The sequence below is a fragment of the Geobacter sulfurreducens PCA genome (assembly GCF_000007985.2).
GTDB classification, from domain to species: domain Bacteria; phylum Desulfobacterota; class Desulfuromonadia; order Geobacterales; family Geobacteraceae; genus Geobacter; species Geobacter sulfurreducens.
Map to the genome: position 1 here is coordinate 218,734 of NC_002939.5, position 13,854 is coordinate 232,587.

Genomic DNA, 13,854 nt, shown 5'->3' on the forward strand with positions numbered 1-13,854 from the left:
TGGTCTGCCTGACCACGAAGCGGAAAAATGCAAGGCGTACGAGCAAGGCGGCCACTGTGCCGCCTTGTTTCGTTTTTGGAGCGGTGTCGGGCCTGCTGCTCGAGTGCTGGTTAGACCTTTTGACCGCATATGTGTCGATGTTGCAGATCATGACGCTTGCGTGTCTTACCATCTACAAAATTCCATGACTCTGCCGGGGTTACAGCAGAGTATCACGTTGACGCCGGCCAGCCAGCGGTGCTATTGTGTGCAGATTCTGTCTTAGCCCTTGATCGGCCGATGGAAATCAACCAGAGCTCAGGAGGTGTCCGGTGAGAAAATTCGGTTTCTTGGCTGTGTTCATGTCCCTTACCCTTGCGCTGCTTTCGACGGCCATGGCGGCACCTGCCGGCGGCAAGGTCCTTATCGGAGTGTCGAAAATCGTTTCGCATCCGGCCCTGGATGCCGTTGAAAAGGGGCTTCAGGACGAGCTGGCCGCCCTGAAGATCAATGCCCAGTACGATCTGCAGAACGCCAACGGCGACGCCAACACCGCCGCCTCCATCGCCAATAAATTCCAGTCCGAGAAAGTGACCCTGGCCGTGGGTATCGCCACTCCCACCGCCCAATCCCTGGTCAATACCCTGAAAACGACGCCGGTGGTCTTTTCCGCAGTGACCGACCCGGTCAAGGCCGGTCTGGTGAAATCCCTGACCAAGGGTGAGAAGTACGTCACCGGCGTTTCCGACATGACCCCCGTGAAGCAGCAGATCGAGCTCCTGCTCCAGATCAAGAAGGTGAAGCGGCTCGGCCACATTTACACCAGCTCCGAAGAGAATGCCGTGGTGCTGGCCGGCGTGGTGAAGAAGGCATGCCAGGATCTGGGCATCCAGTACGTGGAGACCACCGTGTCCAAGTCCGCCGAGGTTAAGCAGGCCACCCAGTCAATCATCCGCAGGGTCGACGCCCTCTACGTGAGCACCGACAACACGGTGGTGTCGGCCATGAGCGCCCTGACCGACGTTGCCATGAAGAACAAGGTGCCGGTCATGTCGGCGGACCCGAGCTCTGCCGAGAGCCATCCCGTCCTGGCGGCCTGGGGCTTCGACTATTACAAGATGGGGCGCGCCACGGGCAAGATGGTGGCCGAGATTCTGAAGGGCAAGAAGCCGGAGCAGCTTCCGACCCGTTTCATGACCAAGGCTTCCGACGTGGACCTGCTGGTGAACCTGGACGTGGCGAAGAAGCTGGGCCTCACCGTGCCGGCCGCCATCGTGAAGAGCGCCAACAAGGTTGTCGAGAACGGCAAGCTGACCAAGAAGTAACAGCAAGAAGGTTTCCATGATCGAAGGTATTTTTGTTGAAGGACTCATTTACGGGATCATGGTCCTGGGGGTATTCATCTCCTTCCGGATACTCGATTTTCCCGACCTGACGGTGGACGGGTCGTTTCCCCTGGGAGCGGCCCTCATGGCCCAGTGCATCATGATGGGGGTAACCCTCTGGCTGGCGCTTCTCATCGCCTTCGTGGGGGGGGTGATCGCCGGCGTGGTCACCTCCCTCATCCATAACCACTTGAAGGTGCCGAACCTCCTGGCCGGCATCCTGACCATGACCATGCTCTACTCCGTCAACATCCGGGTGCTGGGGAACCGGGCGAACGTCCCGCTCCTGAACCAGGAAACGATCCTCTCCCTGGTGACCGAGCGGCTTACGGGGATCATCCCGGACGAGTATATCCTCCTGGTCTTCTTCGCGGTGGTGACCCTCGTGATCAAGCTCCTGCTCGACCTCTTTTTCCGCACCGACCTGGGGCTCACCATCGGGGCCATGGGGAACAACGAGCAGATGGTCATTTCCCAGGGGGTGAACCCCAAGACTCTCAAGTCCATCGGCCTGGGCCTTTCCAACGGGCTGGTGGCCCTTTCCGGCGCCTTTGCGGCCCAGTACCTGGGCTTCGCCGATGTGGGGCTCGGCCAGGGGATCATCATTTCGGGCCTGGCGTCGGTCATGATCGGCGAGTTCCTGGTCATGAAGAGCAACCGGATCGGGGTGCTCACCCTCTGCGCCGTTCTGGGTTCAATCTGTTTTTACGCGGTCATGTACGTGGGGCGCTACTACGGCTACGTCATCAACATGACCCCCAACGACCTGAACCTCATCAAGGGGATCCTGATTATCGTGCTGCTGGTCCTTACCCAGAGCAGGAAGCTGAAGAAATTCGCCGTTAAAGCCGTGGTGAAAAATGATTGAGCTCAAAAATGTGTCAATGATCTTCAACCCGGGGACGGTGAACGAGAACCAGGCCATCTCGAACATCAGCCTGAAGGTCCGGGAGGGGGACTTCATCACCGTCATCGGCAGCAACGGCGCCGGCAAGTCGACCCTCTTCAACCTCATTGCCGGGACCATCACCCCCTCTTCCGGCTCCATTTTCCTGAATGACCGGAACATCACCCGCGAACCCGAGTACAAGCGGGCGAGGTACATCGGCCGGATCTTCCAGAATCCGCTCCTGGGAACCGCTTCAACCATGAGCCTGGAAGACAACATGATGATCACCTATAAAAAGGGGTTCAAGTGGCTCAAGAGGAGCCTGAACCACAAGATGCGGGAGTACTTCCGGACGGAACTGGTCCAGCTGAAGATGGGGCTGGAGGACCGGATGAAGGAGAACCTTGCCCTCTTCTCCGGGGGGCAGCGCCAGGCCCTGACGCTCCTGATGATGGTCCTCTCACGGCCGGATCTGATCCTTCTCGACGAGCATACGGCGGCCCTGGACCCCAAGAACGCCCAGATCGTCCTGGAGCTCACCGACAAGTTCATCCGGGAATACAATCTCACCGCCATGATGATCACCCACAACATGAGCCATGCCATCGAGTACGGCAACCGGCTCCTGATGATGGACAAAGGGGAGATCATCTTCGAGGCCGAGGGGGAGGAGAAGCGGGCGCTGACCGTGGAGAAGCTCATCGACAAATTCCACCAGATCCGCCACACCTCCTTCGAAAACGACCGCACCCTTCTATCCGACGACTAGGCGCGGGCCGTTACCGGTCCCGCGCCGTCCCGACCTCAGCCATGCTCCTCATCCATCCCCCCGTAGCCAAGCCGGGCGAACCGCCCGCAGGCATCGCCCGCCTTGCGGGTGAGCTCCGGGCCCACGGCCTTCCCTGCCGGGTGCTGGATGCCAGCCTGGAGGGGCTCCTCTGGCTGCTGGAGCAGCCGTCTGCGGCTACCGACACCTGGACCCGCCGGGCATCCCGCAGCCGTGCAGATCACGTGGCCACACTGCGGGGAATGGACGCCTGCCGCTCCCCCGACCGGTACCGCCGTGCGGTCAGCGACCTGAACCGGCTCCTGGCCGCGGCGGGGCGCGACTCCGGCGCAGTGCCGGGGCTTGCAGATTACCGGCAGGACGGCTTTTCCCCCGTATCGAGCGCCGATCTGCTCAGGGCCGCGGAAGAGCCTGAGCGCAATCCCTTCCATCCCTGGTTCAGTCAACGCCTGCCTAAACTGCTGGATGGTGTCCGCGTGGCGGGCCTGTCCCTCAACTACCTGAGCCAAGCGGTTTCTGCCTTTGCCATGATCGGCTTTCTCCGCACGCGGTTCCCCGGACTGACCCTGGTGCTGGGCGGCGGACTGGTCACTTCGTGGCTGCGGCGCCCCGGGTGGCGCAATCCGTTCGGCGGCCTCGTGGATCACCTGGTGGACGGGCCCGGGGAGTTGCCCCTTCTGCGGCTTCTGGGGGCCGAAGAGCCGCTCTGCCATCAGGTGCCGCCCGCCTACGACCCGCTGCCCCTGCACGACTACCTTTCCCCCGGACTGGTTCTGCCCTACAGCGCCGCCGGCGGCTGCTACTGGAACCACTGTTCCTTCTGTCCCGAGCGGGCCGAGGGGAACGCCTACCACCCCCGCGCCGTTCAGCGAGTACTGGCCGATCTGGAGACCCTGGTCAGCCGGCACCAACCCGCGCTGCTGCACCTCCTTGACAATGCCGTCAGTCCGTCGCTCCTGCAGGGGATGGCAGCTGCCCCGCCGGGCGTCCCCTGGTATGGCTTCGCCAGGGTTGACGAGCAACTGGCCGATCCCGACTTCTGCCGGGCCCTCAGGCGCTCGGGATGCGTGATGCTGAAGCTTGGGCTCGAGTCGGGGGATCAGGGGGTTCTGGACCGGCTGCACAAGGGGATCGATCTGGCAACGGCGGCTCGGGCCCTCCGGAGCCTGAGCGCGGCGGGCATTGCCGTGTACGCCTACCTCCTGTTCGGCACCCCCGCGGAAACGGAAGAGGCTGCCCGGCGGACGCTGGCATTCGTGGCTGAGCACCGGGAGGAGATCGGATTCCTCAACCTAGCGGTGTTCAACATGCCGATCAGCGGAGATGAGGCCGATGCTTACGGCACCGCGCCGTTTTACGAGGGAGATCTCTCGCTCTACACCGCCTTCCGGCATCCCCGGGGCTGGGACCGGAAGCAGGTGCGGCGCTTCCTGGACCGGGAGTTCACGCGCCATCCCGCCGTGGCGCCGATCCTGCGCCGGGATCCGCCGGTCTTCACATCCAACCATGCCCCCTTTTTCGCCGGGGCCTGATCAGGCTGCGTCATCCATTCCGCGCCTCCTGTATCCCGGGCAGAATTGCTTTGACAGGGTCAATGGCCGTGGCGTATACAGGATCAATCGGCTTTTCAGTCCAAATTACGGGCAGTTAATTCTACTTTGTCATTGCTGGTTTCTGGTGGTGTAAAGGGGCCGGGGATTCTCCCTCGGATAAGACTCCACGCGTCGCCCGGGTCCCCCGATTCGCCTCAACAGCCATAGAGCCGATTTCCTGGCGCACCGGCACCCTGCTTTGAGCTGGACTTTCTTCTCCGGGAGAATCCCCGACTCCCTTGGGGGACCGTCGGTGGAGCTGTGACAGGCTAGTCTTTCCAAATGCCCGGCAAGAAAGATGCGTTATGTTCAACCTGAAACCTGAACTCGTGGCCCGTCTTGAACGGGTGCTCACCTCCGTGGAAATGCTCCTGCCGCGCCCCACGGCACCGGTGGACTGGTCCGTGTGTCATGCCGCCAGCTGGCGCCGCCATTCTTTTTCCGGCTATCTCGAACCGGTGCGCCAGACCGATACCGTCACCCTGCCCGAGTTGCTCGGCATCGAGAAGCAGAAAGAGGTGATGACAAACAACACGCTCCAGTTCCTCCGGGGGCTTCCGGCCAACAACGCCCTGCTCTGGGGATCGCGGGGGACGGGGAAGTCGTCTCTCGTCAAGGCGCTGCTGAATGAATATGCCGCTCAGGGCCTCCGGATTGTCCAGGTGGAGAAAGAGGACCTGATCTATCTGTCCGAGATCTTCGCTGCCGTAGAGAACGAGCCTTACCGCTTCATCCTTCTCTGTGACGACCTGAGTTTCGAGGTGGGAGAGTTGAGCTACAAGATGCTCAAGAGCGCCTTGGACGGCTCGGTCTACTCGGCCCCGGAAAACGTGCTCATCTACGTGACTTCAAACCGTCGGCACCTGATCCCCGAGTACGAGTCGGACAACGTGGGGTGGAAATACGTCAACGGCGAGCTCCAGCAGAGCGAGGCCATGGAGGAAAAGATTTCCCTCTCTGACCGTTTCGGGCTGTGGGTTGCCTTCCACGTCTTCTCCCAGGACCGTTATCTGGAGGCGGTTCGCCTCTGCATCGAGCGGGAGGCCCGCCAGCGCAGGGTGGAGATTCCCTGGGCCAAGGAGATCGAGCGGGAGGCTATCCAGTGGTCCCACGACAAGAGCAAGCGATGCGGGCGGACGGCGTTTCAGTTTTCACGGCACTGGGTTGGGCGCTACCTGCTCGGCGGGCGGTAACATGATCTCCCGACAGCTCCGCCAGGGGTGATGTTGTGGCCGGTCATTTTTTGTGATACAACGGGAGCCTGTTGGTGAAGTTATCGATTTGTATACGAAAAATGGTTTGTCGTTTCCCGTTGAGGGGGTAAGCCCGGATTGACGGAGAGAGGAAGCGTGTCGAGATGAATCTGCTGGACGGAAAGAAGTGTGCCGAGAGCCTGGTGGCCGAGATTGCCAGGAAAGTGGCGGGTTACACGGAGTCGGGGCTGCGCACGCCCCACATGACCATCATTCTGGTAGGCGAGCACGCGCCGAGTGAATCGTATGTGAAATCCAAGATCGCCACCAGCGGCCTCGCCGGTTTCGAGAGCACATTGCTGAGGTTCCCCGAGACAATCAGGGAGTCGGAGTTGCTGGCAAAGATCAAGGAGGTTAACGAAGACCCCACCACCGACGGGCTCATCGTCCAGCTGCCCCTGCCGAAACACATCAACCAGCAGCATGTCATCAACGCCATTGCGCCGGAAAAGGACATCGACGGATTCCATCCGGCAAACTTCGGCCGCATGACCCTGGGGCAGAAGGCGTTCCGTCCGGCCACCGCCTACGGCATCTGCAAGCTGCTGCAGTTCTACGAGGTGCCGGTAAAGGCAAAGCACTGCGTCGTGATCGGCCGGTCCAACATCGTGGGCAAGCCGATCTCCATCATGCTCTCCAACGACTTCGATATCGGCAACGCCACGGTGACGCTCACCCATATCGAAACTCCGCGCGAGCTCCTGCTGGATGAAACACGCCGGGCGGACATCGTGATCGTTGCCGTGGGCATCCCGGGGTTTGTTACGGCCGATATGGTCAAGGATGGGGTCGTGCTGATAGACGTGGGGATCAATCGTCTGGAGAGCGGCAAGATTGTGGGGGATGTGGATTTCGAAAATGTGGCGCAGAAATGTTCCTGGATCACGCCGGTCCCCGGTGGTGTGGGGAGGATGACCGTTGCCGCCCTGATGATCAATACGCTCATGGCCTACCAGAATAATTTCAATCTGGCCTGACCGGAGTCCATGAGCCGTCTGCTACGCTTCCACGGGGGCGGGGCGCCGTGAGAGGTGTCCCGCCCCTCGTGCGTTCAGTGTCGTTAGGCCGCGAAGCTGTAGTCGTGCGCTTCAACGCACTCGGTTACGGCTTCGAGGAACGAGTTCTCCTGGGGATCAGTGATGATTTCCATCGCGCCGTGGTTAACCGCCCACACTGTTCCGCAGATATCGCAGGTCACGATGTCTTCGGAAAAACCTTCCGAGTGGAGATCGATGGCTACCTGCTGGCCGTGGGCTTTGCATACGGGGCACTTCATGGTGTTACTCCTTTCATTCTTGACTAGTTTACTGAAACTATAAACGGGTCTCCTGAGGAATGCAAGGGGTAATGTGAAAAAAGTTACAACAAAACAACATGTTACAAGTGTGTTGTGTCGCTATATAGACTGCTATTTGGTTTTAATGTGTATACTGATTTTATTTATACTGTAACATGCCGTAGTTGCATGACTTTTTTGTGGGAAACGAAATTTTATTTTGATAACGGGCACTTTGAGTTCATGGGGGCCTTTTGTTACAATCGGGTATCTTCGGCCCATTGCCGCGACTGACTGCCGCATGCAGAACATGAGTTGCAATTGTCGCGATTTCAGTTGGAAAATGCCTTCCTGATTTGCGTCGGAGGCTGGCTACCGGTAAACTTAGTTCTACTTTGCCTCAGGGTGGAGCCGACAGTTCTGAGCGGTTCTTTGTTTTGAGCGGGCGTTTTCTCTCGGGGAGAGCCCGGTCCGTCGATCCCCTGGGGCGAGCAAAAACCGGTATGAACCAACAAGGAGGCATGCAAATGGATACTCTTGAGGCAATCAGGACGCGACGGAGCGTGCGGGCATTTTCAGACCGGCCGGTGGAGCCGGAAAAGCTTCAGATGGTGCTGGAGGCGGCACGTCAGGCGCCCTCCTGGGCAAACATGCAGTGCAGCCGCTTCGTGGTGGTGCAGGATGCCGAAGTCAAGGCAAAGATCAGCGAGCTGTCGTTCGTGGAGGCATTTTTCGCGCCGCTCGGCTACAGGACCAACCCGGCCCAGAAGGCGCTCGCCGAAGCGCCGGTGGTGATCGTTGCCTGCGGCGTGCCCGGCGAGTCGGGCGATCTGCGCGGGCAGCAGTACTACATGACGGACGTGGGGATCGCCACGGAAAACCTCATGCTCGCCGCCCATGCCGTGGGACTCGGCTCGGTGTTTGTCGGCGTCTTCGGCGAGGAACAGCTCGGCGACCTCCTGGACATCCCGCCGGAGATCAGGATCGTTGGGCTTTTCCCCCTGGGCTATCCCCGGGAGGAGACGCAGGCGAAGTCGGGCCCGGCGCGCAAGCCCCTGGATGAGATCGTGTTCCAGGGCAAGTGGAAGTCCTAGCCGGCCGTTGGAAAGAACGCCGGTGCGGGACCGGCAGAACAGACCGCCCCCGCACCGGCCCTCGACAGGTTCCGGCGTCCATGACGGAGGGAAGGGTGCTGCGATATCTCGTTATCCTCTGCCTGGCCCTGGTGCTGCCCCTGCACGGTGGCGCGGCCACCGACGGATCCACGCCGGTTGAAGAGCACCATCACCATGCTGCGCCGGCTGCGGCGGAGGCAGCCGGCGTGGGAGTCGACGAGCGGTTGGGGGAGAAGATTCCCCTCGACCTGACGTTCAACGACGAAGCCGGCCGGCCGGTTCGCTTGGCGGATCTGGTTACGGGACCGACGATTATCCTTCCCGTTTACTACCGCTGCACCAATGTCTGCAATTTCCTCCAGAACGGCATGGCAGCGGTGATCCCCGAGATACGGCGGAAACCGGGGGAGGAGTACCGGGTGATTTCCGTCAGCTTCGACGAGACGGAGCCGCCCGATCTGGCTGCCCGTTACCGGCGGATCTATCAGGGTGCCATCACCACGCCGTTCCCTGGGGACGGCTGGCGGTTCCTGACCGGTGACGCGGCGAATATCCGGCAACTGACCGACGCGATCGGATATCGCTTCCAGCGGAAGGGGCGCGACTTCGTGCATCCGGTGGCAAGCGTGGTGATCGCCGGGGACGGCACCATCATCCGCTATCTCTACGGGACCGCCTTCCTGCCCAAGGATGTGACCCTGGCCTTGCTGGAGGCGCGGGAGGGGAAAGTCGGCAAGACCATCCGGACGGTGGTGGGATACTGCTTTTCCTTTGATCCGAAGCAGAAAACCTATGTCTTCAACCTGCTGCGCGTGAGCGCCACGGTAGTCATCCTGACAGCCGGGGCATTTCTCGCCTTTCTGCTGACAACGGGCAGAACGGGCTCACGGCAGCGCAAGGGAGGATCATGAACCGGTCTGAACGGACAGGCTCCGCTGCCGGCTTCTGGAGCGATACGGAAAAGGGCGGTATCGGCGCCTGGCTTCTCTCCACCGACCACAAACGGATCGGGCTGCTCTACTTCTGGTCGGTATTCGGCTTTTTCCTGGTGGGGGTCGTGTTGGGGCTCATCCTCCGGCTGGAGCTGATGGCGCCGGGGCGCACCATCATGGGGCCCGATGCCTACAATGCCTTTTTCACCGTACACGGCGTGGTGATGATCTTTCTCTTCATCATCCCCGGCATTCCCGGCGCCTTCGGCAACATGCTGATGCCGATCCAGATCGGGGCCCGGGACGTGGCCTTTCCCCGGTTGAATCTCCTCTCCTGGTGGCTCTATGCCACCGGCGCCGGCGTGATCCTCCTCTCCCTCGTCACAGGCGGCGGCCCGCCGGACACCGGCTGGACCTTCTACCTCCCCTTCAGCGGCCGCACGGCCACCAACGTTTCCCTTGCGGTTTTCGGGGTCTTCATTGTCGGATTCTCTTCCATCCTGACCGGGATCAATTTCGTAACCACCATCCACCGGCTCCGGGCCGAGGGGATGATCTGGGGGCGGCTTCCCCTCTTTGTCTGGTCCCTCTACGCCACGGCCTGGGTCCAGATCCTGGCCACGCCGATCCTCGGCATCACCCTGGTACTGATCATTGCCGAGCGGATCCTGGGGGTCGGCCTCTTCGATCCGAGCCGGGGGGGGGATCCCCTCATGTACCAGCATCTCTTCTGGATTTACTCCCACCCGGCGGTTTACATCATGGTCCTGCCTGCCATGGGAGTGGTGTCGGAGATCATCCCGGTCTTTGCCCGAAAGCCCATCTTCGGCTACAAGATGATTGCCTTCTCCAGTCTTGCCATCGCAGCGGCCGGGTCGCTCGTCTGGGGACACCACATGTTCACCAGCGGCATGAGCGATACGGCGGTGCTGGTCTTCTCCTTCCTCTCCTTCATCGTGGCCATACCCTCGGCCATCAAGGTCTTCAACTGGATCTCCACCCTTTATCGGGGCTCCATCTCCCTGGATCCGCCCATGCTCTTCGCCCTCTCCTTCATCCTTCTCTTCTCCATCGGCGGGTTGACCGGCCTGATTCTCGGTGCGGCCGCCACCGACGTCCATGTGCACGACACCCACTTCGTGGTGGGGCACTTCCACTACGTCATGTTCGGCGGCGCCGGCTTCGCCTTCTTCGCGGCCATGCACTACTGGCTGCCCAAGTTCTACGGGCGGATGTACGCCCGCCGGCCGGCGGTCATCGCCTGGGGGCTCATGTTCGTGGGGTTCAACATTCTCTATTTCACCATGAAGGTCCTCGGGATGAAGGGGATGCCGCGGCGCTACTACGATTACCTTCCCGAGTTCGCGACGCTCAACCTGGTGTCTACCATCGGCAGCTGGATCCTGGCTCTGGGGCTCGCTGTGATGCTGGTGAACCTGTTCCGGGGGCTGTGGAAGGGGGAGCCCGTGACCGAGGCGAATCCCTGGGGAGGCGCGACCCTGGAATGGACCATCCCGACCCCGCCCCCCACGGAGAACTTTGCCGAGGAGCCGGTGGTGACCCACGGACCCTATGACTTCCGGGGAGCGGGGATACCATGAGCCATGCGACCCATCGGGACTACGCCGGCGCCAAGCTCGGCATGTGGCTCTTTCTCTTCACGGAGATGCTTCTTTTCGGGGGACTCTTCATCCTCTATGCGGTCTATCTCCACCGCTACCCCGCGGAGTTCGCCGCGGCGGGGCACCGGCTCGACCTGGTTCTGGGCACGGCCAATACGGTGATCCTTCTCACCAGCAGTCTTCTGGCGGCACTGGCGGTAACGGCGGTCCAGCGGGACGAGGGGCGCGTGGCGTTCCGGGCGCTTGGGGGAACTATCCTTTGCGCCGGACTCTTCCTGGGTATCAAGTACGCTGAGTGGAGCGCCAAGATCAGTCACGGCATCTATCCCGGCTCACCGGACCTGGCGGCCGGACCGCCGGGGGAGTCGGTCTTTTTCGGTCTCTACTACCTCACCACCGGGCTCCACGGGCTCCACGTCCTGATCGGCGGGGTCCTGCTGACCGTGGTGGCGCGGCGGGTCAAGGGGGGCCGGGTTCATGCCGGCGATTATATTTGGCTCGAGAACGGGGCACTTTACTGGCACCTGGTGGACCTGGTCTGGATTTTCATCTTTCCGCTCTACTACCTCATGCTGTGACAGGAAGGAAAGGCGCATGACGTCCGATTCCACAACCCACCGCCCCGTCGGCTACGGCACCCTGGCCTCGGTCTGGGCAGCGCTTCTCATCCTTACCGCGGCCACGGTTTTTGTGACGAGGCTCGATCTGGGGGGATACAAGGTCGCGGCGGCCCTGACCATAGCCTCCGTCAAGGGGGGGCTCGTGATCGCCGTGTTCATGCACATGAAATACGAGGGATGGCTCCTGCGGTGGCTCCTCTTCCTGGCCCTGGTGACCCTGGCCCTGTTCATCGGAATCACCTTCTTCGACGTGCTCTACCGCTGAGGGACTGACGTGCGCGATTTCCCTACCACCACAACCGAAGCCGTTGACCCGGTCTTCATGTTCATCCTGGGGGCCTGCATCCTCCTCCTGACCGGCATCACGGTGGTCATGGTGGCCTTTGTCATCCGCTACCACCGCTCCCGCTCCCCCGAGCCCACGTCGCAGGCGGCGACGAATCTCTGGCTGGAGATCGTCTGGACGGCCCTTCCCACGGTGCTGGTTCTGGCCATGTTCTACTACGGCTGGTCCAGCTACCTGTCGCTTCGTCATGTGCCGCCGGGGGCCATGGAAGTTACGGCCGTTGGCCGCATGTGGTCCTGGAGCTTCGAGTATCCGGGCGGCAGGACGAGCCCTCGTCTCTACGTGCCGGTGGGCAAGCCGGTGCGGGTCGATCTGGTGTCCAAAGACGTTCTGCACGGGTTCTATATTCCCGCATTCCGGGTGAAGCGGGACGTGGTGCCGGGGATGAAGAACCATGTCTGGTTCGTGGCTCCCAAGGCAGGTTCCTATGACATCTTCTGCTCGGTTTACTGCGGTACCGGTCACTCGGCCATGATCACTACAGTGGAGGCGATTCCCGACGCGGAGTTCCAGGCGTGGCTCAGCCATGGGGAGGAAGGGGAAAAGGAGAAAGAAGGACACGGCAGAGAACTGCTGGAGAAGCACGGCTGCCTCGGCTGCCATTCCCTGGATGGGTCTCCCCGGCTGGGCCCCACGTTTAAGGGTATCTGGGGCCACCAGGTGACCGTGACGGAGGATGGCGTCGAGCGGACCCTGACCGTGGACGAGGCATACCTCGTGCGTTCCATCCGTCAGCCGGCGGCCCAGGTTGTCAAGGGATTCCCGCCGGTCATGCCGCCCTATCCGGGACTTAGCGATGAAGAGGTGGAGGAGATGGTGGAATTCATCAGGGAGCTCAAGTGACCCGGCAGGACCTTGTTCTCTTCAGGCCCCGGCTGGCGCTGCTGAATGGCATCGCGGCGGTGGCGGGGCATGCCCTTGTCCCCGATGCCGCACATGCGACTCTCTGGGTGGCGCTGGCGGGCGTCGCGATCCTGGCCGCGGGGGGCTCGGCCCTTAACCAGGTGCTGGAGCGGGACCTGGACCGCCTCATGGAGCGGACCAGGCAACGGCCCCTGCCCCGGGGCGATCTCTCTCCCGCCATGGCCACTGCCCTTGGCTGTGCCTGCATCGGGACGGGCCTTTTGGTGCTTGCCGCTGGCGGCCCCGTCCCCCCGCTGCTCGGTGCCGTGGCGCTCGCCTGGTACCTGGCGGTCTATACGCCGCTCAAGCGCCGCACCTCCCTGGCCCTGGCCATCGGGGCCGTGAGCGGCGCACTTCCGCCGGTGATCGGCTGGACCCTTGCCGGGGGCGCGCCCGGAGATTATCGGATCATCCTCCTGGCGGGCATCTTCTTTCTCTGGCAGGTTCCCCACTTCTGGCTGTTCCAGCGCCGTCACGCCGACGACTACCGGCGGGCGGGCATCCCGCTGTTCACCCCGGGGGCGGGGAGACTCGGGCCTTCCTTCCATGTGCGGCTCTGGCTGGGCGCGCTCGCGGCGAGTGTTCTGCTCCTCCCCGCCTTCGGCCTCATGGCTCCGCGCATGGCCCCGTGGATCGCCGCGGTGCCGCTCCTGCTCCTCCCGGTCTGCCGTCCTCGCTCCGAAGCAACGCTTTTTTCCTGCCTCAATGCATTTCCGCCCCTGATGGCCCTGGCGCTGCTCCTCCGATAAGGGAGCAGCGCCGGTACCCGTCAGGCCCTGATCATCACCAGCAGCATCTTGAACCGTTCCACGGCCCTCAGAGCGTGGGGGCGATCCGCGGGCATGATGATCATCTGCCCGGCGGCGACCCGGTGGACCTGGCCGTCGATGGTAATGTCGGCGACGCCGTCCACGATCTGGACAAAGGCATCATAGGGGGCCGTGTGCTCGCTGAGTCCCTGGCCTTCGTCAAAGGCGAACAGGGTGATGGTGCCGATCTTCTTGTCGATGAGGGTGCGGCTCACGACCGAGCCGGGTTGGTACTGGGCCAGCTCGGACATGCCGATGGCGCGTCCCGCGAGAGTTTCGTTTCCTGTGCTCATGATATCCTCCCGTGCTTTGTTGTGGTATGGGTACAGTATGCCGTATCCGGGGC

General features: G+C 62.0%; 15 protein-coding genes. 13 read left to right on the forward strand and 2 right to left on the reverse strand.

The window, feature by feature from the left end; genetic code table 11:
* Positions 1-311: 311 nt before the first annotated feature.
* The 6 genes from GS_RS01060 (at position 312) to GS_RS01085 (ending at position 6,862) form a co-directional block, all read left to right on the forward strand.
* A complete protein-coding gene (locus tag GS_RS01060; RefSeq protein WP_010940885.1) occupies positions 312-1,304 on the forward strand; it encodes an ABC transporter substrate-binding protein in 993 nt (330 codons plus the stop codon).
* Positions 1,305-1,320: 16 nt separating this feature from the next.
* On the forward strand, positions 1,321-2,232 hold the full coding sequence (locus GS_RS01065) for an ABC transporter permease (protein WP_010940886.1): 912 nt from the start codon (positions 1,321-1,323) through the stop codon (positions 2,230-2,232).
* Positions 2,225-3,022: an ABC transporter ATP-binding protein gene (locus GS_RS01070; protein ID WP_010940887.1), complete on the forward strand. Its 798-nt coding sequence runs from the start codon at positions 2,225-2,227 to the stop codon at positions 3,020-3,022. Before GS_RS01065 ends, GS_RS01070 begins: the two co-directional genes overlap by 8 nt.
* A 41-nt stretch (positions 3,023-3,063) precedes the next feature.
* Entirely contained in the window at positions 3,064-4,572 is a 1,509-nt protein-coding gene (locus GS_RS01075; protein WP_010940888.1) for a radical SAM protein, read from the forward strand.
* Positions 4,573-4,937: 365 nt separating this feature from the next.
* Complete coding sequence (locus GS_RS01080) at positions 4,938-5,825, forward strand: ATP-binding protein (RefSeq protein WP_010940889.1); 888 nt, start codon at positions 4,938-4,940, stop codon at positions 5,823-5,825.
* 164 nt (positions 5,826-5,989) lie between these two features.
* Positions 5,990-6,862: a bifunctional 5,10-methylenetetrahydrofolate dehydrogenase/5,10-methenyltetrahydrofolate cyclohydrolase gene (locus GS_RS01085; RefSeq protein WP_010940890.1), complete on the forward strand. Its 873-nt coding sequence runs from the start codon at positions 5,990-5,992 to the stop codon at positions 6,860-6,862.
* A gap of 83 nt (positions 6,863-6,945) precedes the next feature.
* Here the strand turns inward: GS_RS01085 and GS_RS01090 are convergent, their stop codons facing one another.
* Positions 6,946-7,161: a hypothetical protein gene (locus GS_RS01090; RefSeq protein ID WP_010940891.1), complete on the reverse strand. Its 216-nt coding sequence runs from the start codon at positions 7,159-7,161 to the stop codon at positions 6,946-6,948.
* Between the two features lie 527 nt (positions 7,162-7,688).
* Here GS_RS01090 and GS_RS01095 point away from each other — a divergent pair.
* The 7 genes from GS_RS01095 (at position 7,689) to GS_RS01125 (ending at position 13,448) form a co-directional block, all read left to right on the forward strand.
* Positions 7,689-8,255: a nitroreductase family protein gene (locus tag GS_RS01095; RefSeq protein ID WP_010940892.1), complete on the forward strand. Its 567-nt coding sequence runs from the start codon at positions 7,689-7,691 to the stop codon at positions 8,253-8,255.
* Positions 8,256-8,350: 95 nt separating this feature from the next.
* Positions 8,351-9,187 (forward strand): SCO family protein, encoded by an 837-nt coding sequence (locus GS_RS01100; protein WP_010940893.1) that lies wholly within the window; start codon positions 8,351-8,353, stop codon positions 9,185-9,187.
* A complete protein-coding gene (ctaD, locus tag GS_RS01105; protein WP_010940894.1) occupies positions 9,184-10,809 on the forward strand; it encodes a cytochrome c oxidase subunit I in 1,626 nt (541 codons plus the stop codon). Before GS_RS01100 ends, ctaD begins: the two co-directional genes overlap by 4 nt.
* Complete coding sequence (locus GS_RS01110; protein WP_010940895.1) at positions 10,806-11,408, forward strand: cytochrome c oxidase subunit 3 family protein; 603 nt, start codon at positions 10,806-10,808, stop codon at positions 11,406-11,408. The genes ctaD and GS_RS01110 overlap by 4 nt, the downstream gene beginning before the upstream one ends.
* Positions 11,409-11,424: 16 nt before the next feature.
* Positions 11,425-11,715, forward strand: a complete 291-nt coding sequence (locus GS_RS01115) for a cytochrome C oxidase subunit IV family protein (RefSeq protein WP_010940896.1) — start codon at positions 11,425-11,427, stop codon at positions 11,713-11,715.
* 9 nt (positions 11,716-11,724) lie between these two features.
* Positions 11,725-12,639, forward strand: coding sequence for a cytochrome c oxidase subunit II (gene coxB / locus GS_RS01120; RefSeq protein WP_010940897.1), 915 nt, complete (start codon positions 11,725-11,727; stop codon positions 12,637-12,639).
* Positions 12,636-13,448: a protoheme IX farnesyltransferase gene (locus tag GS_RS01125; protein WP_010940898.1), complete on the forward strand. Its 813-nt coding sequence runs from the start codon at positions 12,636-12,638 to the stop codon at positions 13,446-13,448. Before coxB ends, GS_RS01125 begins: the two co-directional genes overlap by 4 nt.
* A 20-nt stretch (positions 13,449-13,468) precedes the next feature.
* On the opposite strand, the gene GS_RS01130 is transcribed toward GS_RS01125, so the two are convergent.
* Positions 13,469-13,801, reverse strand: coding sequence for a cupin domain-containing protein (locus GS_RS01130; RefSeq protein WP_010940899.1), 333 nt, complete (start codon positions 13,799-13,801; stop codon positions 13,469-13,471).
* Positions 13,802-13,854: the final 53 nt, after the last annotated feature.

Excerpts from the sequence above, each read along its gene's own strand:
- GS_RS01095 (WP_010940892.1), top strand. The coding sequence starts at position 7,689 with ATGGATACTCTTGAGGCAATCAGGACGCGACGGAGCGTGCGGGCATTT.
- GS_RS01115 (WP_010940896.1), top strand. The coding sequence starts at position 11,425 with ATGACGTCCGATTCCACAACCCACCGCCCCGTCGGCTACGGCACCCTG.
- GS_RS01080 (WP_010940889.1), top strand. The coding sequence starts at position 4,938 with ATGTTCAACCTGAAACCTGAACTCGTGGCCCGTCTTGAACGGGTGCTC.
- GS_RS01130 (WP_010940899.1), bottom strand. The coding sequence starts at position 13,801 with ATGAGCACAGGAAACGAAACTCTCGCGGGACGCGCCATCGGCATGTCC.
- GS_RS01075 (WP_010940888.1), top strand. The coding sequence starts at position 3,064 with ATGCTCCTCATCCATCCCCCCGTAGCCAAGCCGGGCGAACCGCCCGCA.
- ctaD (WP_010940894.1), top strand. The coding sequence starts at position 9,184 with ATGAACCGGTCTGAACGGACAGGCTCCGCTGCCGGCTTCTGGAGCGAT.
- GS_RS01070 (WP_010940887.1), top strand. The coding sequence starts at position 2,225 with ATGATTGAGCTCAAAAATGTGTCAATGATCTTCAACCCGGGGACGGTG.
- GS_RS01090 (WP_010940891.1), bottom strand. The coding sequence starts at position 7,161 with ATGAAGTGCCCCGTATGCAAAGCCCACGGCCAGCAGGTAGCCATCGAT.
- GS_RS01085 (WP_010940890.1), top strand. The coding sequence starts at position 5,990 with ATGAATCTGCTGGACGGAAAGAAGTGTGCCGAGAGCCTGGTGGCCGAG.
- GS_RS01110 (WP_010940895.1), top strand. The coding sequence starts at position 10,806 with ATGAGCCATGCGACCCATCGGGACTACGCCGGCGCCAAGCTCGGCATG.
- GS_RS01065 (WP_010940886.1), top strand. The coding sequence starts at position 1,321 with ATGATCGAAGGTATTTTTGTTGAAGGACTCATTTACGGGATCATGGTC.